This window comes from Yinghuangia sp. YIM S09857 (assembly GCF_051388915.1).
In the GTDB taxonomy this organism is placed as follows: Bacteria; Actinomycetota; Actinomycetes; order Streptomycetales; family Streptomycetaceae; genus Yinghuangia.
In genome coordinates this window covers 537704-559918 of the sequence record NZ_JBPKBH010000002.1, presented here as the reverse complement: position 1 = coordinate 559918, position 22215 = coordinate 537704, and the positions used below count along the sequence as shown (strand labels likewise).

Below are 22215 nucleotides of genomic sequence, written 5' to 3'. Positions count from 1 at the left end.
CCCCCCCCCCCCCCCCCCCCCCCCCCCCCCCCCCCCCCCACCGCAATTGCCGCCGTGGGTCAGCCGACGTGGACGAACGTCGCGGTCTCGTGGTCGACCTCGATCGGCCACACGCTCACCTGGCTCGACGTGTGGCGGTAGACGACCACGTCGGCCGAGGCGACCGGCGCGGCGATCGCGAGGCCGGCGACGGCGATCACGGCGGCGGCACAAATACGGCGGATCTTCACGGGGATCTCCTTTATGGCGCAGGGACATTGCCTGCACCAAGGAATATCCCGCCGGGAGTTCCGGACCGCCCAATTGCTCCGCGCGGGGGCGTGTCGGTGCTTTTCCCCCACACGGCTGCATGCCACCGAAATCCGGCGTCTCAATCCCGGGAATTCGCCGCGTCACACGACACCGCGACGCGCTTTTCCGCGGACGGCCCCGGCGCCTCGGCACGCGCCGCGTGAACCTCCGGAGGTTCCTGTGTTTGTGCCCGCGCTTTTTCTCGGGGCTGTTCCTGCGCCTGTTCCCCCGGCGCCCGCGCCCCGGTCCGGGTGGCCCCGACACCCGCGACCACGACGCACACCACGCCGAAGGCCGCCGCCGGGCCGGGGACCTGGCTGAGCACCACGAGCCCGATCAGCAGCGCGATCGCGGGCTCCAGGCTCATCAGCACCCCGAACGCCGTCGTCGTCAGCCTGCGCAGCGCCAGGAACTCCAGACTGAACGGCAGCACCGGGTGCAGCACCGCGAGCCCGAGCCCGACCAGCAGCAGCGGCCACGACAGGTTCCCGGCCTCGGTCGGAGCCGCGACCGCGGTCGCGACCAGCGCCGCCACCGGCATCGACACCGCGAGCCCCTTGAGGCCCGTCACCTGGTCGCCGACGTGCTGGGTCAGGACGATGTACGCCGCCCACCCCGCCGCCGCGGCCAGTGCGAAAGCGACCCCGAGCAGGTCCACGCCGCCGTGCCAGGGCTCGGTCAGCAGCAGGACGCCGACTCCGGCGGGCAGTGCCCAGAGCCTGCCGCGGCCCTTGGCGGCGTACATCGCGACGCCCAGAGGGCCGAGGAACTCCAGAGCGCTGGCGGTGCCGAGCGGGATGCGCGCGGCCGCGCTCATGAACAGCAGCATCATCCCGGCGGTCGCGACACCCAGGAGCGCGCACGCGAGCAGGTCGCGGCGGGTGAAGTCGGACCTGCGCGGCCGGACGAGCACCAGCAGGATCGCGGCCGCCCAGAACAGCCGCATCCAGGCCGCGCCGAGCGGCCCGAGCCGATCGAACATGTGAACGGAGACGGCGAGGCCGAGCTGCACGCAGAGCATCGCGGCGAGGGCCATCGCAGCACCGCTCTCGGCTGCGCCGAGCGTCCTGCGCGTGCCGCTGGTGCCGCTGGTGCCGCTGGTGCCGCTGGTGCCGGGCGTGCCGTGCGCCGACTGCGCGGTCTGGGCGTCCAAGGTCATGAGACCCAGTAGACGCCCGATCAATCGTTGGCGTCCACGTGCCAATACTGGATGATCCGTTCGGGAATCCTGAACAATGGGTGCATGGAGACACGGCGGCTGGAGATGCTGGCGGAGTTGTCGCGGCTCGGTTCGATGCGCGCGGTCGCGGAGGTCCTGGGCACCACGACGTCCACGGTCTCGCAGCAGATCGCCGCGCTGGCGCACGAGACGGGCACGCCGCTGATCGAGCCGGACGGGCGTCGAGTACGCCTGACCCCGGCCGGGCGGCGGCTCGCCGAGCACGCCACCGCCATCGTGGCCGCGGTCGAGGCGGCCCGGCTCGACGTCGGCCCGGACGCCGAGCCGAACGGCTCGGTGCGCGTCGCCGGGTTCGCGACCGCCGTCCGCACCTCGCTGCTGCCCGTGGTCGCGTCGCTGGCCGCGAGCCATCCGCGCGTGCGCGTCCTGGTCCGCGAGCACGAGCCCGCCGAGGTCCGCGCGCTGCTGGACGCGGACGAAGCCGACCTCGGCCTGGTCTACGACTACAACCTGGCACCCGCCGAGGAAGACCCCGTGCTGTGGTCGACTCCGATGTGGTCCTCGCGCTGGGGCCTCGGCGTGCCGGACGACGGCAGCCTGCCCGACAGCCCGCCCGACGGCGCGTCCCACCCCGCGACCGGTGCGAGCGCCGAGGTCTTCGCCCGCTACCGCTCCCACGCCTGGATCGGCAACTCCCGCAACACCGCCGACGAGACCGTCGTCGCCGTGCTCTCCTCCATCGCCGGGTTCCGGGCCCGCATCAGCCACCAGGCGGACAGCCTCGACCTGGTCCAGGACCTCATCGCGGCCGGCCTCGGCGTCGGCCTGCTGCCGGTGTCGCAGCCGACCCGGCCGGGGGTCCGGCTGCTCGCGCTGGACTCGCCGGCCGTCGAGCTGCGGGCGTACGTGGTGGCCCGGCACGGCCGCCGCGACTGGCCGCCGCTGGCCCTGGTGGCCGGCCTCCTGCTCACGGCGCCGGGGCCCGACTCGCCAGCGTCGTCGTGAGGGTGCGGATGTCGTTGCTGATGATCGCGTCGACCCCGAGGGACGCCAGCGCGGCCATCCTGCCGGGGCGGTCGACCGTCCAGGCGCAGACCCCGAGGCCCCGGGCATGGGCGGCGCGCACGCCGCGCCCGGTGACCCAGACGTGACGCTGGTTCAGGTACTGCGGGCGCACCAGGTCGAGCAAACCGTCGCCGGGCGGCCACGGCTTCTTCCAGGTCATCGCGATGCGGGCGGCCGGGAGCGCGGCCCTGATGTCGGCGAGGGCGGCCGTGTCGCCGGTGAACAGCACCTGGTCGGGGCGCTCGCACGCGCGTACCGCGTCCATGGCCGCGCGGCCCTCCGGGCGGCCCGGGAGGTCGATCATCAGCGCGACGCCGCGTCCGAGCACGAGGTCGAGGGCGTCCCGCAGCGTGGGGATGCGCCACTCGCCGCGCCCGACAAGCTGCTCCAACTCGTCCTCGCGCACCGAGGACAGCGGGCGCCGCACACCCCACAGCCGCCGCAGCGTGTCGTCGTGCAGCAGCACCGGGACGCCGTCGCGGGTGAGCCGGACGTCGATCTCCACGCAGTCCGCGCCGCCGCCGACGGACGATTCGAGCGACGGGAGGGTGTTCTCCCGCAGACGCAGCGGATCACCCCGATGCGCGATCTTCAGCACCACGGACGGGCTCCTCACGGCAGTTCGGCCCGGGCGCGCCCGATCCCGACCGCGCGCGCTCCGGCCCTACATGACACCACGCACCCGCCGCCGGTGCCCGGCCGCCTCGGGAGTGAACACCCCGGAACCCCGCCACCTCAGGGCGCGTCGACGTCGACGACCGTGGGAGTCGACCACAGCGACCAGTTGCCCGCGATGTCGCGGATGCCGTAGCGGACCGGGATGCCCCCGTAGCCCGCGGCGGCGACCGTCTCGTCGTCCACCCGGAAGACCAGGGCCCGGCCGACCTCGTCGGGCGCCAGCGTGCCGGTGAGCTCGCGGGAGCCCCAGGCGAGGGTGACGGTGTCGCCCCCGGCCATGTTGGCGTACGGCTCGATCCGCACCTCCACGCCGTCCCCCACCGCACGCCACCCGCCGCCGATCCCGGACGCCACGTGCGGGCCCGGCAACTCCGGGTTCAGCTCCGGCTCGTCGGACAGCGGCGGCGGCTCGCCGGGTACCGAGAACTTGGCGCGGACGTACGTCTCGGCCGACCGCACCCACTCACCGGTCCGGGCCGCGCGCAGGTCGTAGAACACCGTCAACTCGCCCTCGCCCGCCTCCACGACGGCCGGGCCCGGCACCGGGACGTGCAGGTCGTCGCGGTCCTCGACCAGCGCCTCGGCGACCGGCTGCGCCGACGTGCCCCAGAACAGCCTGACGAAGTCCCCGGGCTGACGCCCCGTCACGTACGGCACCACGACGTCGACCGTGCCGTGCGGATCGGCGACCGCGGCGGCGCCGATGCCGCCGTCCGCCACCGCGGCGGGGACGATCGGCGCGGGTACGGCGCTCGGCTGCGCTTCCGGCGGCTCCGGCGGCTCCGGTGGTGCCGGTGTTTCCGGGGGCTGTGGGCGTGCCTGTGACGGCGGCTGCCGCACCGGCGGTCCCGGCGTCGCCGACGCCGGACTTGTCGGCGCCGACGGCGTGTTCGCGGTCTCGGACATGGGCGCTCCCTCACATCTGTGGGGCCTCTGTGCGCGGCCACTGTGCGGCCCCTGCGCGGCCTCTGCGCCGCCCTCCTGCGGCCGGTGCGCGGCCGGTTCTCGGCTGGTGTCCGGTCGCGCGCCGGACCGTGACGCCGGGCGCGCTACCCGGCGATGGCCCTTGTAAGGCATCTTCGTGCGAAGTAGCTTGCGCGCGAGGAATGCGGACCGAACCGGCGCACCCTCCCGAGCGACGCCGACGCCGAAGCCCGCGACGAACTCCCCGTCCGCGCCACGCCGAGGTACCGCCGGTGCGGCGCCGGAGCGACCGAACCGGCCCGACTCCGGCACCGAGCACAGGAGGCAGCACCGTGACACAGGCGATTCCCGCAGGCCCGACCCCGGCCCTTGAGGACATGCCGCTGATCATCTCCGTGGACGACCACGTCCTCGAACCCCGCACCCTGTGGTGGGACGCGCTGCCCGCGGGCGTGCGCGAGCGCGGCCCGCGCGTCGTGCGCGAGAAGGTGAAGCTGGAGTTCCTGGGCGGCAACTACGGCTTCCAGCGCGACGTGCCGGACGGCCAGTGGTGCGACGTGTGGATCTACGACGACCTGGTCTGCCCGACCGGCCTGCTGCACGCCCCCGCCGGCTTCCCCGAGGACGAGGTCTCCAACCTCCCCGCCATCTACGAGGACTTCCGCCCCGGTGTCCACGACCAGGCCGCGCGGCTCGCCGACATGGACGTCAACCACGTCGAGGCCGCCGTCAACTTCCCCAACACGTTCCCGCGCTTCTGCGGCCAGGGGTTCGCCGAGCGCGGTGACAAGGACCTCGCGTACCGCTGCATCCGCATCTACAACGACTGGATGATCGACGACTGGTCCGGCGGCGCCGGTCGCGGTCGCCTGCTGCCGCTCACCCTGGTGCCCCTGTGGGACCCGGAGCTGGCCGCCGCGGAGGTGCGGCGGTGCGCGGCGAAGGGCTCGTACGCGATCGCCTTCTCCGAGAACCCGAGCCGCCTCGGCTTCGCGTCGATGCACTCGGGCGCCTGGGACCCGCTGTGGGAGGCCTGCCAGGAGACCGGCACCGTCGTCACGATGCACATCGGCTCGTCGTCGCACATGCCCAGCACGTCCCCGGACGCGCCCCTCGCGGTCAGCATGGCGCTCAGCTCGCAGAACGCGCAGGGCTCGCTGATGGACTGGATCTTCTCCGGCACGCTGGAACGGTTCCCGAACCTGACCATCGCCTACGCCGAGAGCCAGGTCGGCTGGATGCCGTACCTCCTGGAGCGAGCCGACCTGGTCTGGCGCGACGGTGTCGGCGGCGTGGACCTCGCCAACCCGCCCAGCTCGTACGTGCCCGGCCGCGTCTACGGCTGCGTGTTCGACGACCAGCACGGCCTGATCTCGCGGGACGCGGTCGGTCTGGGCAACATCGTCTTCGAGACGGACTACCCCCACTCGGACGGCACTTGGCCGCACTCGCGCGACGTCGCCCACCGGCTGTGCACGAACGCCGGGATGAACGCCGACGAGACGTACCAGTTCCTGCGCGGCAACGCGATCAAGGCATTCGGCCTGGAGCGCTTCGGCATCGCCAAGTAGCGCTGCCGCCACGAGCCACGAGCCACGAGCCGCGAGCCGCGCGCCTGCCCGGCGGTCCGGGACGCGCGCGGCTCGCGGATGCGTGGTGGGACCGCCCGAGCGGCGTGCGGCCGCGTCTCGGGCCGGGCCTCAGACCCAGGTCGGCGTGTTGCCGCCCGCGTACCTGGCGCCGAAGCCGCCGGTCGGGAGGATGTCGCGGAGCGCGGCCAGATCGGCGTCGGTCAGCGTGATGTCGGCGGCCGCGCAGTTCTCCTCGATCCGGGCGACGCTGCGCGTCCCGGGGATGGGCACGATGTGCCCGCCCTGGGCCAGCAGCCAGGCGAGGGCCAGTTGCGGGACGGTGATGCCCTTGGCCGCCGCGAACTCGCCCAGGCGGCCGACCGCCTCGACGTTCTTCTCGAAGTTGCCGGGCTGCCAGCGCGGATCGGTGTTGCGCATGTCGGTGGCGTCGTATTCGCCGGCGGGCTTGGCGGTACCGGTGATGAAGCCGCGCCCGAGCGGGGAATAGGCGACGAAGCCGACGCCCAGCTCGTCCAGCGTCGGGAACAGCTCTTCGGCGTCGCGCTCGAACAGCGAGTACTCGGTTTGCAGCACGGACACCGGTTGGACGGCGTGGGCGCGCCGGATCGTCTGCGGCCCCGCCTCGCTGAGGCCGAAGTAGCGCACCTTGCCGGCGTCGATCAGCTCCTTGACGGTCCCGGCGACGTCCTCGATCGGCACGTCCGGGTCGACGCGGTGCTGGTAGAGGACGTCGATGTGGTCCGTCCCGAGGTGGCGGAGGCTGTCGTCGGCGACCCGGCGGATGTTCTCGGGGCGGCTGTCGAGGCCGCGCAACTGGCCGCCCTCCAGTGCGAAGCCGAACTTGGTGGCGATGACCACGTCGTCGCGGAAGTCCTTGAGCGCACGGCCGATCAGGATCTCGTTCGAGCCCGTCCCCATGCCGTACAGCTCGGCGGTGTCGAAGAAGGTGACGCCCAGCTCGTACGCGCGCCGCACGGCCGCAAGGCCCGCGTCCTCGTCGCCGGGGCCGTACGCCATGGTCAGGCCCATCGCGCCGTAGCCGATCGCCGAGACTTCCAGGCCCTGGGCGCCGAGTGTCCTCTGCCGCATGACGTGTTCCTCCGTCGAGTCCGTCTGATCCGTCGAGTCCGTCAAGTCCATCGGGTACGACACTAGGCCGCGCACCCGACCGTCCCCGGGGAGGAAACGCGCGGAACCGGTCGCGGGAGTGCGCGGCCGCTGGCGCTGTCGAGTCCAGAGGCGTCAAACGTCAGGAACGGGGCAGCCGCGAGGCACGGCGTCAATCGTCCGCGACGCTGAACGCTGCCTGCACGCGGCCCCGAGGCCGCGCGGAGGCCGGAGGAAGGCAGGTGCCGCCATGACGATCCCGATCCCCGCCGAACCGGACACCCGGCCGCCCGTACCCTCGCCGCTGCCGGACCCCGACCCGGATCCGGTGAGCCCCGACCCGCAGCCGGAGCCGAAGCCGCCGCCGAAGCCCGGCCCGCTGCCGGGACCGGGCCCCGACCCGGACCCCGAGCCCTCCCCGGAGCCCGAGCCGCTGCCCTCCGGGGCCGCGACGCTGATGCTGCCGGCCGAGACGGACGCGGTCGTGCTGCCGTTCAGGCGTCCGCGGGGGCGGCGCCGTCCCCACCGGGGTCTGGGGCGGTAGCGGAGGCCGGGTGCGGGGTCGCGGTCGCGCCCGCGCGTACGACCGCGTCCATCACCGCGGCCCAGCGCTCCGGATCCGCCTCGGCGGCGCGCGTCTGGCCGCCCGCCGAGAGGAAGGCCGCCATCGGGGCCAGGTGCGCCCCCGCGCCCATCAGCGAGTCAAGGGCGAGTGACTCGGCCGCCAGCGCGCCGTCGGGGTCGCGCTCGGCAACCTCGACGACCTGCTTGACCGCGGCCACGGACGCGGGCGGCATCGCGGCGATGCGCCGGGCCACCGCCCGCACCCGCTCGGCCAGTTCGCCGGGCTCTACGACGTCCTGGAGCCAGCCGAGGGCGTACGCCTCCGGCGCCCGCACGTCCCGCGCGGTCAGCAGGATGTCGAGGGTCCGCGCGCGGCCCAGCACCCCCGGCAGGCGCGCGGTGGCCCCCGAGCCGGGCAGGATCCCCATCGCGACCTCGGGCCAGCCGATCACCGACCGTGCGGTGCCGTAGCGCAGGTCCAGCGCGGTCAGGAACTCCGCGCCGCCGCCCCGGGCGGCGCCGTCGAGGGCACCGACCGTGGCGTACCGGGCGCGGCGCAGCCGGTCCAGCGTCGTCGCGGCGATGTTCGGGCGCCCGGCCTCGGGCCGCCCGCCGGCCGGGACCCGGGCGAGTGCCGCGACGTCCCCGTGCATCAGGAAGAAGTCGGGGTCCGCGCTCTCCCAGACGACCGCGCGCACGTCCCGGTCCGCGTCCAGGCGGTCCAGGAGGCGTACCAGCGCACCGAAGAACACCGCGTCCACGAGCTGGTCCGGCGGATTGTCGACCGTCACCACCACGACGCCCGGCGTGGCGTCGGCCTGCACCCGCAATATGTCCCGGCCCATATGTCCCTCCTCGGCGTGGCTGCCCCGGCGTCGGTTCCGAGGACCCCGTCCCGGCGGCTCCCGGCGTCGGCTCCCGGCCCCGGTTTCGGACCGAAGTCGGACGAGGTCGGACCGAGGTCAGACCGGCGGCCGCTCGTCGGCCATCTCCCGGAGCCGCTTCTTGAGGATCTTGTCCAGCGTGCCCAGCGGGAACGCGTCGACGCAGTACACCGCGCGCGGCACCTTGAAGTCGGACAGGCGTGTGCGGCACAGCTCCAGGATGTTCTTCTCCAGCTCGTCCGGCGCCGGCGCGCCCGCCGCCGGGATAACGAAGGCGACGACGACCTCGTCGAGGAAGTCGTGCTTCTTCCCGACCACGGCCACCGACCCGACGCCCGAGACGGTGCCGACGACGTCCTCGACCTCGCGCGCCGAGACGTTCTCGCCGCCGACCTTGAGAAGGTCCTTGTCGCGCTCGCGGTAGAAGATGTTGCCGCCCGCGCCCAGCACGACCATGTCGCCGGTGCGGAACCAGTCGCCCACGAAGGCCTTCTCGGTGGCCTCGGGGTTGCCGTAGTACTCCAGGAACAACTGCACGCCGCGTTCGCCGCGCAGCCAGAGCTCGCCGACCTCGCCCTCGCCGCACTCGCGCCCGGTGTCGGGGTCGACGACGGCGAACCCGTAGCCCGGGGCCGGGCGTCCCATCGACCGCGCCGGCAGGTACTCGGACGGCTTGCCGGTGACCGCGTGCGTCACGGTCTCGGTCATGCCGAAGGCCGCGTACACCTTCAACCCCAGCATGCTGTCGAGCGCGGCGGCCACCTGGCCGAAGACGCCGACCCGCAGCTTGGACGCCGGGCGGTCCTTGGCGGCGAGCGTGCCCATGGTGAACGGCATGAGCGAGATGTGGGTGATGTCGTTGCGGACCACGACGTCCCAGAAGCGGCTGGTGGACCACTTCGGCATCAGCACCGCGGTGGCGCCCACGCCCAGGACCGAGAACAGCGACCAGCTCTGCGCGTTCACGTGGAAGAAGGGCAGATAGATCAGGTAGCGGTCGTCCGGGCCGAGGTCGATGCTCCGCGGCCCGGACCGGCTCGCCCAGACGGCGTTGGCGTGCGTGTGCACAACACCCTTGGGGCGGCTGGTGGTTCCGGAGGTGAACATGATGCCGAACGGCAGCATCGGCTCGATCGGGCGCTCGGGGAGCACGTCGGCGTCGCCGTACAGCGTGTCGAAGGGCACGCTGCGGCCGTCGTCGCTCTCGTCGCCGATGACCGCGGTCCACGCCAGCGCCGCGCCGGACTCGGCGAGCGCCTCGGTGAAGCGTGGCTGCGTCACCGCCGCGACGCTGCCGGTCTGCTCCGCGAAGTACGCGATCTCGCTCGGCGTCGCGCGGGTGTTGGTGGTCACCGCGACCGCGCCGACGGTCGCGCACGCCAGCCAGGCGAGGACCATCTCGGGGCAGTTCTCGGAGTGCACGAGGACCTTGTCGCCGCGCCCGATGCCGCGTCCGGCCAGTCCGGCGGCGACGCGCCGCGTGTCGCGCAGGAGTTCGGCGTACGTCCAGCTCCGCACCGCGCCCTCGGCGGGCTCCCACACCAGCGCGGGGTGCTCGGGGCGGTGCTCGGCCCAGTGCCGCAGCAGCCACGGGATGTCCTGGCCGTGCACCTGGTGCCCGTCGGGCGTCCCGGTCGTCCCGGCGTCGGCGATAGTCCCCACGGTCACGTGATCACGCCCTCCTCGGCAATCTCCCCGCCGATCCCCGGCCGGCGGATCGGCCGGCAGGCCGTGGGACCGGCCATCGGAACGATAGGCGCGGTCATTGACAGCGTCAAGGAATGCGCGCGGTGGCTATGGAACCTTGCGGCGATCTCCCTTTGGATGCGCATGACCGACCTCAGGAGGAAGCCATGACATCCACCGCAGCCGGAGCCCCCAGCACCCCCGAGCCCCAGGGCGGTGCCGCCGTGCCGCAGGACGCCTGGGACCGCACCGTCGACGTCGTCGTGCTGGGCACCGGGGCAGCCGGACTGTCCGCGGCCACCCTCGCGTCCGACGGCGGCGCGGAGGTCCTGGTGCTGGAGAAGGCCGCGATGATCGGCGGCACCACCGGGGTCTCCGGCGGCATGCCGTGGGTGCCGTGCAACCACCACCTGGCCGACGTCGACGAGACCGACTCTCGCGACGAGGCGCTGGCGTACATCCGCCGCCTCACGCTGGGGCGCGAGCCGGACCCGGCGCTCGTGGAGACGTACGTCGACACCGCCGCCGAGATGGTCGCCTACCTGGAGGCGCACACCCCCGTCCGCTTCGCCGCGCCGCCGACCTTCTCCGACTACTACGCCGACCAGGTCGGCGGCAAGCGCCGTGGGCGCTCGCTGGAGGTCGAGCCCTTCGACGCGCGCACCGAACTGGGGGAGTGGGCGCCGAAGTTGCGCACCAGTCCGTTCATGCCCCGGCTGACCATGGGCGAGGGGGCCAAGTTCGGCACGCCGGACGCGCCCGACATGTCCATCCTCGCCGAGCGCGAGGCCAAGGACATCCGCGTGCTCGGCCCCGGCCTGGTCGCCATGCTCTTCAAGGGCCTGCTCGACCGCGGCGTGACGGTGCTGAACGAGACGCCCGCCCGCGAACTCGTCGCCGCACCCGACGGATCCGTGCTCGGCGTCGTCGCCGAGACCGCCGACGGGCCGCTGCGCGTCCGGGCGCGCGGCGGTGTCGTGCTGGCGTGCGGCGGGTTCGAGTGGAACACCGACATGGTGCGCGCGTTCGTGGGGCGGGACGTGGTGCCGCTGAGCCCGCCGTACAACGAGGGCGACGGGCACCGCATGGCGATGGCGCTCGGCGCGCGCATGGCCAACATGAACCAGGTGTGGGGCCAGCCAGCGGTCACCGACCCCGGTGTCGTCTACGAGGGACGCCGGCTCTACCAGTACGAGACGCTGCGCAACCTCGCCGGGACGCTGATGGTGAACCGGCACGGACGGCGGTTCACCAACGAGGGCGTGACGTACAACGACATGACGAAGGCCTTCGCGGCCTACGACCCGGTCGCCATCGACTACCCGAACCAGGGCCCTGCGTGGCTCGTGTTCGACCAGACGCTGCGCGACCGCACCCCGATCCTGTCGGTGATGCCCGGTCAGGACGCACCGGACTGGCTCGCCAACTCCCCGACGCTGCGCGGGCTCGCGGAGGCCATCGGGGTGGACGCCGACGCGTTGGAGGAGACCGTCGAGCGGTTCAACGGTCACGCGACCGCCGGTGCGGACCCGGACTTCGCGCGCGGCACGGTGTGGTGGGAGAACTTCATGGGCAGCGGCGGCCACCCGCGCGTGAACCTCGGGCCGGTGGAGAAGGGGCCGTTCTACGCGCTGCCGATCCACGACGGAGTGCTCGGCACCAACGGCGGCCCGCTGGTCGACGCCGACGCGCGCGTGCGCCGCTGGGACGGCGGGGTCGTCGAGGGCCTGTACGCGGCGGGCAACGCGTCCGCGAACGTCTTCGGCCCGATGTACCCGGGCGGTGGTGCGACCATCGGACCCGCGCTGACCTTCGGATACCTCGCCGGACGCCACGCCGCGGCCCGAGCGGGCGGCACCGCCTGACCCGGCTCCGGCAGCCAATTTGGGCTCGCCTGCAACATAACCGGTAACCCCGCCGCGAACTGTCCCGAAGGAGCCGCCCGGACCACCCACCGGCCCTCGCCAACACCCCTGCGTTGCCTGATTGTTGCCGAATCGCACGCAGGACGGTGCGGCGAGGGCTGGTTTATCGCGCCCCGAGCCAATACGTTGTCGGCAGCAACATAAGGCGGACGGGCCGACTCTGCGGGCCCCTGTACGCAGTACGCCGCCACGCCTGCTTCGCACAGTCCGACGTTCCACCCTCACCCGTGCCGCGCCGAACCGGCACGTCCAGAAGGGACGTTGCATGATGCGCAAGAGACTCCTGGCCGCCGCGCTGCTGCTGACCGCCGCACCCGTGCTCACGGCGTGCGGCGACGACTCGGACTCCGGCGGCGACAAGCCCAAGATCGGCGTCATCCTGCCCGACAGCAAGTCGTCCGCCCGCTGGGAGACCGCCGACCGGCGCTACCTCACCGAGGCTTTCGAGGCCGCCGGCGTCGACTACGACATCCAGAACGCCCAGGACGACAAAGCCCAGTTCCAGACCATCGCCGACCAGATGATCACCAATGGCGTCGACGTCCTGGTCATCGTCAACCTGGACAGCGGCACCGGCAAGGCGGTGCTGGACAAGGCCAAGTCCCAGGGCGTCGCGACGATCGACTACGACCGCCTCACCCTCGGCGGCAGCGCGCAGTACTACGTGAGCTTCGACAACGTGAAGGTCGGCACCCTGCTCGGCGAGGGCCTGGTCAAGTGCCTCACCGACATGAACGCCGCCAAACCGGTCGTCGCCCAGTTGCACGGCGGCCCCACCGACAACAACGCCTCGCTCCTCAAGCAGGGCTACGACGCCGCTCTCAAGCCGAAGTTCGACGCCGGCGAGTATGTCAAGGGCCCGGACCAGTCGGTGCCCGGCTGGAGCAACACCGAGGCCGTCACCATCTTCGAGCAGATGCTCGTCCAGCGCCCCGACATCGGCGGCGTCGTCGCGGCCAACGACGGGCTCGCCAACTCCGCCATCTCCATCCTCAAGAAGCAGAAGCTCAACGGCCGCGTCCCCGTCACCGGACAGGACGCCACCACCCAGGGCCTCCAGAACGTCCTGCTCGGCGACCAGTGCATGACCGTCTACAAGCCGATCAAGCAGGAGGCGGACGCCGCCGCCCGGCTCGCGATCGCCCTCGCCAAGGGCGAGAAGCCCCCGGCCCCCGCCACCGTGCGCGACCCCGAGGGCAACCGGGACGTGCCGTCCGTGCTGCTCGAACCGCAGTCCATCTTCAAGGCCAACGTCAAGCACGTCGTGGACGACGGCTATGTGACCAAGCAGGAGCTTTGCACCGCAGGGGAGTTCGCCGCGAAGTGCGCCGAGGTCGGCATCACCTGAGGCGCCGCCGTCCACGAACCACCGTGAACGGCAAGACGGTTCCACGGCATCGGCCCGGTGCCGCAGGATGGTGCCCGCCCGCGGCACCGGGCCGACGGAAACCCGCGAGGAGGATCCGCTTGTGTCAGCACTGTCGTCAGGTCCGCCCGGTTCCCCGCTCCCGATCCTCGAACTCCGCGGCGTCAACAAGAGCTTCGGCCCGGTGCACGTGCTGCGCGACGTCGGCCTCACCGTCATGCCGGGAGAGGTGACCGCCCTCGTCGGCGACAACGGCGCCGGCAAGTCGACCCTCGTCAAATGCATCGGCGGGATCTACGGCACCGACTCGGGGACCTACCTCTTCGAGGGCTCCGAGGTGAAGATCGACGGCCCGCGGGACGCCGCGGCGCTCGGCGTCGAGATCGTCTACCAGGACCTCGCGCTGTGCGACAACCTCGACATCGTGCAGAACATGTTCCTGGGGCGCGAGATCACCCGGCGCATGGTGCTCGACGAGGCCACCATGGAGCAGATGGCGGCGGAGACGCTGGCCGGACTGTCGGTGCGCACCGTCGCCTCGGTCCGGCAGCGGGTCGCCAGCCTCTCCGGCGGGCAGCGCCAGACCGTGGCCATCGCCAAGGCCGTGCTGTGGAACAGCAAGGTCGTGGTGCTGGACGAACCCACCGCGGCGCTCGGCGTCGCGCAGACCGCCCAGGTCCTCGAACTGGTGCGCAGGCTCGCCGACAACGGGCTCGCCGTGCTTCTGGTGTCGCACAACATGAACGACGTGTTCGCGGTCGCGGACCGGATCGCCGTCCTCTACCTCGGCCGCATGACCGCCCAGGTCCGCACCTGCGACGTCACGCACTCGCAGGTCGTCGAACTGATCACCACGGGGCGCGGCGGCGCGCTGCACGAGGGAGCCGGTTCCGCGGTCGGCTCCGCGGCCGGGTCGTCCGCCGGTCCCGGGTCCGGAGCCGCGCTCGGCGGCGTCCCCGAACCCGGCGGCGATGACCCGGGGCACCCCGACCCGCCCCCGTCGAGAAAGCAGGGCCTCGCATGACGACCAGCACGCTGGCCACGGCCGCCGGTGCCGGGGCCGCACCGTCGTCGCCCGTCGCCGCACACGTGCGGGACTACCTCGCCCGTCTGCGCGGCGGCGACATGGGCGTACTGCCCGCGCTGTTCGGCCTGTTCGCACTGTGCACCGCGTTCTCGATCATGCGCCCGCGGTTCCTGACCGCCGGGAACTTCGCCAACCTCTTCACCCAGGGCGCCGCCGTGACGGTGATCGCCATGGGCCTCATCTTCGTGCTGGTGCTCGGCGAGATCGACCTGTCCGCGGGCTTCGCGAGCGGCGTGTGCGCGGCGGTCTGCGCGGTCCTGATGGACCGCCACGGCGCGCCGTGGTACCTCGCGGTCGGCGCGGCCCTGCTGACGGGCCTCGCCATCGGACTCACCATCGGCGTGCTGGTGGCGAAGCTCGGGATCCCGTCGTTCGTGGTCACCCTCGGCGGGTTCCTGGCCTTCCAGGGGGTCCTGCTGATGATCGTGCAGAACGGCAAGAACGTGCCGGTGCGCGACAGCACGATCCTCGCCATCGCCAACAAGAACGTCGCGCCCTGGCTGGGCTGGGTCATGGCGACCGTCGCGGTCGGCGCGTACGCGGCCGTGCAGTACGCCTGGGCGCGCGGCCGCGCGCACCGCGGGCTCGCCACCGTGCCGACCGCCGTCACGGCGTTCCGGATCGGCGTCCTCGCGTCGATCCTCTACGGCGGCGTGTACGTGCTCAACCTGGAGCGCAGCCGCAACGCCGCGGTCGTCTCGCTCAAGGGCGTGCCGATCGTCGTGCCGATCCTCGCGGTCCTGCTGGTCGCGGGCACCTTCGTGCTGCGGCGCACCGCGTACGGCCTCAGCCTGTACGCCGTCGGCGGCAACCGCGAGGCCGCCCGCCGCGCCGGGATCAACGTCGACCGGGTGCGCATCTCGGCGTTCGTCATCTGCTCCGCGCTGGCCGCAGTGGGAGGCATCGTCGCCGCGTCCCGCGCGAACTCCGTCGACCCCAACACCGGCGGCAGCAACGTGCTCCTCTACGCCGTGGGCGCCGCGGTGATCGGCGGCACCAGCCTCTTCGGCGGCAAGGGGCGCCTCGTCGACGCGGTGATCGGCGGAGCCGTCGTCGCGGTGATCGACAACGGGATGGGACTCATGGGATACAGCGCGGGGGTCAAGTACGTTGTCACCGGATCCGTGCTGCTCCTCGCGGCCGGCGTCGACGCGCTGTCCAGGAAGCGGGCGGAGGCCACGGGTCTGCGGTGACCCCGGGGGGAACGCCCGTGCGACGGGCAGGAAGAGACAGGACCGCAGCCGCATGCGCGCAGCACCGACCCAAGAAGACATCCGCAGACAGAACCTGGGCGCCCTGCTCCGGCGCGTCCACGTGTTCGGACCGGTATCCCGCGCGCAGCTCACCGCGGGCATGGGCCTCAACCGCAGCACCATCGGCGCCCTCACGACCGACCTGACCGAGGCCGGCCTCGTCCTGGAGGAGCAGCCGCGCGACACCGGCGGCCGGGGGCGTCCGTCCCTGGTGGTCCGGGCGCGGTCCCAGCGCGTGTACGTGCTGGCCTTCGGCGTCGGCGTCGACCGCCTCGTCGCGGCCCGCGTCGGCCTCGGCGGCGTCGTCCTGGACCGCCGCGAGATCGAGCGGCCGGACGGGCACTTCACGGTCGAGGACGCGGTGGACCGGCTCGCCGGGTTCGCCTCCCGGCTCACCGAGGCGGCGGGGGCGGGGGCCCGCTGCGTGGGGGCCGCGGCAGCCGTGCCGGCGATGGTCGACCGCGAGGCAGGGGTCCTGCACTACGGGCCCAACATCGGCTGGCGGGCGGTGCCGTTCGGCCCCATGCTCGCCGAGGCCATCGGCCGCCGCGTCATCCTCGGCAACGACGGCGAACTCGGCGCCCTCGGCGAACACACTCGCGGCGTCGCGGCCGGCTACGACGACGTCGTCTACATCCACGGCGACGTCGGCATCGGCGGCGGCGTCATCGCCGCGGGCCGACCCCTCGGCGGCGCGGACGGCTTCGCCGCCGAGATCGGCCACATGGTGGTCAACCCCGACGGCCGCGCCTGCCCCTGCGGCGCACACGGCTGCTGGGAGACCGAGATCGGCGAGGCCGCCCTGCTCCGCGCCGCCGGCCGCGCGGGCCCCCTCGGCCGCGACGCCGTCCACGCCGTCGTCGACGCCGCCGCCCGCGGCGACAAGGACGCCGAGGAGGGCCTGCGCCGCGTCGGCAACTGGATCGGCATCGGCGTCGCCAACCTCGTCAACCTGCTCAACCCCCGCATCGTCGTCTTCGGCGGCACCCTCCGCATGGTCTACCCCGCCACCGCCGCCCAGGTCCGCAGCCGCATCAACCGCACCGCCCTCCCCTCCCACCGGGAACACCTCCGCCTGCGAACCTCCGCCCTGGCCGACGACGCCCCCCTCCACGGCGCCGCCGAACTCGCCTTCGCGGCGCTGTTCGACAACCCCCTGGAGTTCACCGCGCCATGAGGGGCAGGCATGCGGGCGTTGCGCTCGCCCGTGCCGGAGTGGGCAACCTGGTGAGGGGTGGCATGCGGGCGTTGCGCTCACGTGTGTCGGGTGGTCGGTGTGGTGAGGGGAGGTGTGCGCGCGTTGCGCTCTGAAGCCGATGGCGTGGTGAGGGTGGCCAGCGGCGTCTTGTGGGTCATCGGGCCGTGCGGGCATGGCGCTGACGCGTTGATCTCAGCGCCACCCCGCGAGCGGCCCGCGCCCGCGAGCCGTGCCGGTTGTCGTGGACAGGGCCTGCCGCGCCTGCCCGGTCGCCGGACGTGTCACGGCCCCGGCGGCGGCGCGGACTTCACCCGGCCCACAACCTGCCGCAGGCAGCGGCCCGCGCCCGCGAGCCGTGCCGGTTGTCGTGGACAGGGCCTGCCGCGCCTGCCCGGTCGCCGGACCTGTCACGGCCCCGGCGGCGACGCGGACTTCACCCGGCCCACAACCTGCCGCGCGCGAGGGTGGTGGCGTCGTCAGTGGTCGTCGTCGAGGAGCATGGCGGCGGCGACGGTGTTGTTGGTGGCTTCGTCGACGAGGATGAAGCTGCCGGTGGTGCGGTTGCGGCGGTAGGGGTCGTGGAAGAGCGGTGCGGTGGTGCGGAGGGTTACGCGGCCAATGTCGTTGAGGGCGAGTGCGGTGCACTCGGTGTCGCGGTGGCCGGTGTTGACGTCGAGGCGGTAGCGCACCTCGCCGACGCGGGCGCGGACCGTGCGGGTGGTGTGCTTGAGGGCGTACGTCGCGCCGGGGCGCAGGTCGGTGTCGGCGGCCATCCAGCAGACCATGGCGCGCAGGTCCTGGCCGGCGCGGGGGCGGTTGTCGGGGCGGCAGATCATGTCGCCGCGTGAGACGTCGAGGTCGTCGGCGAGGCGTACGGCCACCGACATCGGCGGGAACGCTTCCGCGAGCGGCCCGTCCGGGCCGTCGATCGCGGCGACGCGCGTGGTGAAGCCCGAGGGCAGCACCACGACTTCGTCGCCCGTGCGGAGCACACCCGCCGCGACGGTGCCCGCGTAGCCGCGGTAGTCGCGGTGCTCCCCGTCGCGCGGGCGGAGCACGTACTGCACGGGGAAGCGTACGTCGACCAGGTTGCGGTCCGAGGCGACGTGCACCTCCTCCAAGTGGTGCATCAGAGAACTGCCCTCGTACCACGGCATGTTCGTGCCACGTGTCACGATGTTGTCGCCGTTGAGCGCGGAAATCGGGATGAACGTGAGGTCGCGGATGTCCAGGCGCGCCGCGAACTCGGTGAACTCCGCGCGGATCGACTCGAACACGTCCTGGCGGTAGTCGACGAGGTCCATCTTGTTGACGCACAGCACCAGGTGCGGAATCCCGAGCAGCGAGGCCAGGAACGCGTGCCGCCGCGACTGTTCGAGGAGCCCCTTGCGGGCGTCCACGAGCACCATCGCCACGTCGGCCGTCGAGGCGCCGGTGACCATGTTGCGGGTGTACTGGATGTGCCCTGGGGTGTCGGCGATGATGAACTTCCGGCGGGGCGTGGCGAAGTAGCGGTACGCGACGTCGATGGTGATGCCCTGTTCGCGTTCCGCGCGCAGGCCGTCGGTGAGCAGCGACAGGTCGGTGTGGGCGTTGCCGCGGCGCCGCGACGTGTCCTCGACCGAGGCGAGCTGGTCCTCGAAGATGGCCTTGGAGTCGTACAGCAGGCGCCCGATCAGGGTCGACTTGCCGTCGTCGACGGAACCGGCGGTGGCCACGCGCAGCATCTCGACCGCGGCGGGGGAGTCGGTGTGCGGCTGGGCGATCTCTCGCGGCGTCATCTCTAGAAGTACCCTTCGCGCTTGCGGTCTTCCATGCCTGCCTCGGATATGCGGTCGTCGGCGCGGGTCGCGCCCCGCTCGGTGATCCGCGTGGCGGCGATCTCGGCGGCGACCTCCCGGGCGTCCGCGGCCGTCGAACGCACCGCGCCCGTGCCGGTCGCATCGCCAATGGTGCGGAACCGCACCGTCTCCTCGAACGGCACCTCGCCGTCCTGCAACGTCACGAACCCCGTGACCGCCAGGAGCATCCCGTCCCGCTCGAACACCTCGCGCCGGTGCGCGTAGTACAGCGGCGGCAGTTCGATCCCCTCGTCCGCGATGTACTGCCAGATGTCCAGCTCGGTCCAGTTCGACAGCGGGAACACCCGGATGTGCTCGCCGGGCCGGTGGCGTCCGTTGTAGAGGTTCCACAGCTCGGGCCGCTGGTTCTTGGGATCCCACTGCCCGAACTCGTCGCGGAAGCTGAACACCCGCTCCTTCGCCCGCGCCTTCTCCTCGTCCCGCCGCGCCCCGCCGAACACCGCGTCGAAACGGTGCTTGTCGATGCCGTCCAGCAGCGTCGTGGTCTGGAGCCGGTTCCGCGACGCCCGCGGCCCCGTCTCCTCCACCACCCGCCCCGCGTCGATCGACTCCTGCACGGACGCAACAACCAGTTGCACGCCCGCCTCGGCGACGCGGCGGTCCCGGAACGCGATCACCTCCGGGAAGTTGTGCCCGGTGTCCACGTGCATCACCGGGAACGGCGGCGGGCAGGGCGCGAACGCCTTGACCGCCAGGTGCAGCATCACGATCGAGTCCTTGCCGCCGGAGAACAGCAGCACGGGGTTCTCGAACTCGGCCGCGACCTCGCGGATGATGTGCATCCCCTCGGCTTCCAGGGACTTCAGGTGGGCGAGCCGGTAACTCACAGTGGGCTCCGAATCCTCGCGAGCGTGGGTGTCCGGCGCTCCGCGAAGGGCGCCTGACGGATTGTCAGCTCCGTCTAAATTAACTTCAATCGAAGTTACTTCGCAAGAAGCTAATTGGCCGGTACGCCCCGCACCCACGCGCTCACCTCGCCGGACCCTCCCCGCGCCCGCCTCCGAGCCCTCCGCCGCAGGTGTGAGGGAACTCCCCGAAGTGACCGGTTCACCCACCGTCCATACTTCTGCCCGGGACGCGTCGCAGCTCGTGGCGCCTGGCGCGAGGAGGGGTGCGTGGCGACGACAACACCGGCAGGCACACAGCTCGGTTCGAGTCCGGGGACGACACCGGGGGCGACCCCGGTGGCCATTCCGGGCAGCAGGGGACAAGAACTCCCCGCCGGGAGCCGGTCGGCCCGGCCCCCGGCGCCGTCCAGATCACGCGTCCAACGCCTGCGGTACGGGATATCCACACCCCCCGGCCGCCTCCGCACCGCCGGAGTGGTCCTCTGCACCCTCGTCGTGCTCTTCGGCGCACTCACCGCCTGGCAGGTGAACGAGCGCGCGGAAGCCGCCGACCGGCTGGTCTCGCACAGCGGCCCGCTGAGTCACGACGCCGCGGAGATCTACCGCTCGCTGGCCGACGCCGACACCACCGCGGCGGCGGGATTCCTGCTGGGCGAGGACGAGCCGCCCGCACTGCGGGACCGCTACGAGGGGGACCTGGCCAAGGCGTCCGAACTCCTCGTCCAGTCCGCCGCCCGCACCTCCGGCTCGTCCGAGACGCAGCGCACGATCGCCGACCTGACGCGCGAACTCGCCCGCTACGCCGGTTTGGTGGAGGTCGCCCGCACCAACAACCGGCAGGGCCTGCCGCTCGGCGGGGCGTACCTTCGCTACGCCTCGGCTCTGATGCAGGACACGATACTGCGCGACGCCCAGCGGCTCGTCGACTCCGAAGAGCGGCGCCTGGACGCGGACTTCGACGCCGCCGAGTCGTTCCCGTGGGCCGCCGCCGGGGTCGCGATCGTCGGACTGGGGGCGCTCGGGTGGTACCAGCTCGTGCTGTTCCGGCGTACCAACCGGGTGTTCAACCTCGGCCTCGTCGGCGCGACCGCCGCGCTCCTCGCGTCCTTCCTGTGGCTCGTCGTCGGCGCGACCGGTGCGTCGTCGTCGCTCGGCGACAGCCGTACGCGCGGCGCCGAGCCGCTCCGCGCCCTCAACGACGCCCGCTTCGACGCCCTCCAGGCGCACGCCGCGGAGAACCTGATCCTGGTGGCGCGCGGTTCGGGCGAGAAGTACAGCGAACGCTGGGCCGCCGAAGTCGCGTCCCTGACCCGGGCGCAGGCGGAGGGTGACAAGCCGCGCGGCAGCCTGCTGCGCGCCGTGGAACGGGCACCCAAATCCGCGGCGGCGCAACTCGCGGACGCGCACGAGAAGTTCACCGTGTGGCAGAGCCGCCACGACGCCGCCGCGGCCAACGAGGCCGACTACGACGCGGCCCTGACCGCGACCATCACGGCCGAGGGCACCGGCACCGCCGACCGCGCGTTCACCGAGATGGACGACCTTCTCGCCGCCGCGGCCGATGCCGAACGGCGCGAGTTCCGCAAGGCCGCGGGTGACGTGGACGGCGAACTCCGCCTGCTCGCACTGGCCGTGCTGATACTGACGGTGCCCGCCGCCATCGGCGTGGTACGCGGCATCAACCGCCGACTCGCCGAATACCGCTAGGGGGACAGGATGAACACGCGAACCACGGGAACCCGCGCCGCCGCCGGCGCCGCCGTTCTGGCCCTTCTCGTTGCCGGAGCCGGGAGTTCGCGCGGTGCGGACGCGCCGTCCGGCGGCCCCGCACCCGCAGCCCAGGCCGCCGCGCCCGCCGCCGACCAGGCGGAGACCTGCGACACCGACAACAGCCGGCCCCCGGCGATGAACGCGAACGGCCCCACCATCAAGGAGATCCAGAACCGCCCGAACCGGCGGCTGGTCGTCGGCATCGACCTGAACAGCTTCAACTGGGGCTTCCGGGACCCGCTCGACGGCCAGATCAAGGGCTTCGACATCGACCTCGCCAAGACGATCGCCAAGTCCATCCTGGACGACGAGAATGCGATAACCCTCAAGGCCGTGCCCACCGCGAAGCGGGTGGAGGCCGTCAAGAACCGCGAAGTCGACATGGTGGTGCGGACGATGACCATCACCTGCGACCGGCTCAAGGAAGTCGACTTCTCCGCACCGTACTTCAACGTGAGCCAGTCGCTCGTCGTGCCGAAGGGGCAGGACAAGCCGAAGACGGTCGCCGAGGGCATGCACGGCAAACGCGTCTGTGCCGCCGCCTCGTCGTCCTCGTCCACCGAACTGGCGAGCGGCAGGCACGCCACCGCCGAGGTCCGCATCGTCGAGAACCAACTCGACTGCCTGGTCCTGATGCAACTCGGCGAGATAGACGCGACGTTGGCCGACACCACGCTCGCCCACGCGCAGCTCGCGCAGGACCCGATGGTGGACGTCGTGGAGGAGCAGATAGTCCCGGCGTACATGGGCATCGCGATGAGCAAGGAGGCGCCGGACCTCATCGCGTGGGTGAACAAGGTCCTGGAGGACTACCGCAAGGGCGGCTGGCAGGCGGCATACGACCGCTGGCTGGCCCCGAGCATGGGGGCGGGCCCGGGCGACAGCAAGAAGTACCAGCCCTGGTAGGCCCGTTGCCGTGCCCTGGGCGGGCGCAC

At 72.5% G+C, this 22215-nt stretch carries 19 protein-coding genes; 10 read left to right on the top strand and 9 right to left on the bottom strand.

Annotated elements, in window-relative coordinates:
* Positions 1-59 precede the first annotated feature (59 nt).
* Positions 60-230, bottom strand: coding sequence for a hypothetical protein (locus ACRX5S_RS05705; protein ID WP_436771643.1), 171 nt, complete (start codon positions 228-230; stop codon positions 60-62).
* A 140-nt stretch (positions 231-370) separates the two neighbouring features.
* Entirely contained in the window at positions 371-1450 is a 1080-nt protein-coding gene (locus ACRX5S_RS05700) for an EamA family transporter (RefSeq protein WP_436771642.1), read from the bottom strand.
* A gap of 84 nt (positions 1451-1534) precedes the next feature.
* Here ACRX5S_RS05700 and ACRX5S_RS05695 point away from each other — a divergent pair, with 84 nt between their 5' ends.
* The gene (locus ACRX5S_RS05695; RefSeq protein WP_436771641.1) at positions 1535-2476 is read left to right on the top strand and encodes a LysR family transcriptional regulator; all 942 of its coding nucleotides are present in this window, start codon (positions 1535-1537) and stop codon (positions 2474-2476) included.
* Here ACRX5S_RS05695 and ACRX5S_RS05690 read toward each other — a convergent pair.
* Together ACRX5S_RS05690 and ACRX5S_RS05685 are read right to left on the bottom strand one after the other, a co-directional pair.
* Positions 2439-3137 carry a glycerophosphodiester phosphodiesterase gene (locus ACRX5S_RS05690; RefSeq protein ID WP_436771640.1) on the bottom strand — a complete coding sequence of 233 codons (699 nt, stop codon included), beginning with the start codon at positions 3135-3137 and terminating at the stop codon, positions 2439-2441. The two genes, ACRX5S_RS05695 and ACRX5S_RS05690, sit on opposite strands and share 38 nt — an antisense overlap.
* Positions 3138-3271: 134 nt before the next feature.
* A complete protein-coding gene (locus tag ACRX5S_RS05685) occupies positions 3272-4120 on the bottom strand; it encodes a hypothetical protein (RefSeq protein WP_436771639.1) in 849 nt (282 codons plus the stop codon).
* Positions 4121-4470: 350 nt separating this feature from the next.
* On the opposite strand from ACRX5S_RS05685, the gene ACRX5S_RS05680 reads away from it, so the two are divergent.
* Positions 4471-5709 (top strand): amidohydrolase family protein, encoded by a 1239-nt coding sequence (locus tag ACRX5S_RS05680; RefSeq protein ID WP_436771638.1) that lies wholly within the window; start codon positions 4471-4473, stop codon positions 5707-5709.
* Positions 5710-5838: 129 nt separating this feature from the next.
* Here the strand turns inward: ACRX5S_RS05680 and ACRX5S_RS05675 are convergent, their stop codons facing one another.
* Entirely contained in the window at positions 5839-6819 is a 981-nt protein-coding gene (locus ACRX5S_RS05675) for an aldo/keto reductase (protein ID WP_436771637.1), read from the bottom strand.
* A 268-nt stretch (positions 6820-7087) separates the two neighbouring features.
* Between ACRX5S_RS05675 and ACRX5S_RS05670 the strand changes: the two genes are divergently transcribed.
* Positions 7088-7381: a hypothetical protein gene (locus ACRX5S_RS05670; RefSeq protein ID WP_436771636.1), complete on the top strand. Its 294-nt coding sequence runs from the start codon at positions 7088-7090 to the stop codon at positions 7379-7381.
* On the opposite strand, the gene ACRX5S_RS05665 is transcribed toward ACRX5S_RS05670, so the two are convergent.
* Together ACRX5S_RS05665 and ACRX5S_RS05660 are read right to left on the bottom strand one after the other, a co-directional pair.
* On the bottom strand, positions 7332-8246 hold the full coding sequence (locus ACRX5S_RS05665) for an enoyl-CoA hydratase/isomerase family protein (RefSeq protein ID WP_436771635.1): 915 nt from the start codon (positions 8244-8246) through the stop codon (positions 7332-7334). The genes ACRX5S_RS05670 and ACRX5S_RS05665 overlap by 50 nt on opposite strands.
* Positions 8247-8363: 117 nt before the next feature.
* Positions 8364-9953 (bottom strand): class I adenylate-forming enzyme family protein, encoded by a 1590-nt coding sequence (locus ACRX5S_RS05660; RefSeq protein WP_436771634.1) that lies wholly within the window; start codon positions 9951-9953, stop codon positions 8364-8366.
* 185 nt (positions 9954-10138) lie between these two features.
* Here ACRX5S_RS05660 and ACRX5S_RS05655 point away from each other — a divergent pair, with 185 nt between their 5' ends.
* The 5 genes from ACRX5S_RS05655 to ACRX5S_RS05635 all read left to right on the top strand — a co-directional run bounded on the left by ACRX5S_RS05655 (position 10139) and on the right by ACRX5S_RS05635 (position 16779).
* Positions 10139-11836 (top strand): FAD-dependent oxidoreductase, encoded by a 1698-nt coding sequence (locus ACRX5S_RS05655; protein ID WP_436771633.1) that lies wholly within the window; start codon positions 10139-10141, stop codon positions 11834-11836.
* A gap of 325 nt (positions 11837-12161) precedes the next feature.
* On the top strand, positions 12162-13244 hold the full coding sequence (locus ACRX5S_RS05650; RefSeq protein ID WP_436771632.1) for a sugar ABC transporter substrate-binding protein: 1083 nt from the start codon (positions 12162-12164) through the stop codon (positions 13242-13244).
* A gap of 121 nt (positions 13245-13365) precedes the next feature.
* Positions 13366-14286, top strand: coding sequence for an ATP-binding cassette domain-containing protein (locus ACRX5S_RS05645; RefSeq protein WP_436771631.1), 921 nt, complete (start codon positions 13366-13368; stop codon positions 14284-14286).
* Entirely contained in the window at positions 14283-15542 is a 1260-nt protein-coding gene (locus tag ACRX5S_RS05640; RefSeq protein ID WP_436771630.1) for a sugar ABC transporter permease, read from the top strand. Before ACRX5S_RS05645 ends, ACRX5S_RS05640 begins: the two co-directional genes overlap by 4 nt.
* 52 nt (positions 15543-15594) lie before the next feature.
* Positions 15595-16779, top strand: coding sequence for an ROK family protein (locus ACRX5S_RS05635; RefSeq protein WP_436771629.1), 1185 nt, complete (start codon positions 15595-15597; stop codon positions 16777-16779).
* A gap of 497 nt (positions 16780-17276) precedes the next feature.
* Here ACRX5S_RS05635 and ACRX5S_RS05630 read toward each other — a convergent pair whose 3' ends face one another.
* Positions 17277-18581, bottom strand: coding sequence for a sulfate adenylyltransferase subunit 1 (locus tag ACRX5S_RS05630; RefSeq protein ID WP_436771628.1), 1305 nt, complete (start codon positions 18579-18581; stop codon positions 17277-17279).
* Between the two features lie 2 nt (positions 18582-18583).
* Positions 18584-19489 (bottom strand): sulfate adenylyltransferase subunit CysD, encoded by a 906-nt coding sequence (cysD, locus tag ACRX5S_RS05625; protein WP_436771627.1) that lies wholly within the window; start codon positions 19487-19489, stop codon positions 18584-18586.
* A 495-nt stretch (positions 19490-19984) separates the two neighbouring features.
* On the opposite strand from cysD, the gene ACRX5S_RS05620 reads away from it, so the two are divergent.
* Both ACRX5S_RS05620 and ACRX5S_RS05615 read left to right on the top strand, forming a co-directional pair.
* Complete coding sequence (locus ACRX5S_RS05620; RefSeq protein ID WP_436771626.1) at positions 19985-21217, top strand: hypothetical protein; 1233 nt, start codon at positions 19985-19987, stop codon at positions 21215-21217.
* Positions 21218-21226: 9 nt separating this feature from the next.
* A complete protein-coding gene (locus ACRX5S_RS05615; RefSeq protein WP_436771625.1) occupies positions 21227-22186 on the top strand; it encodes a transporter substrate-binding domain-containing protein in 960 nt (319 codons plus the stop codon).
* Positions 22187-22215 lie beyond the last annotated feature (29 nt).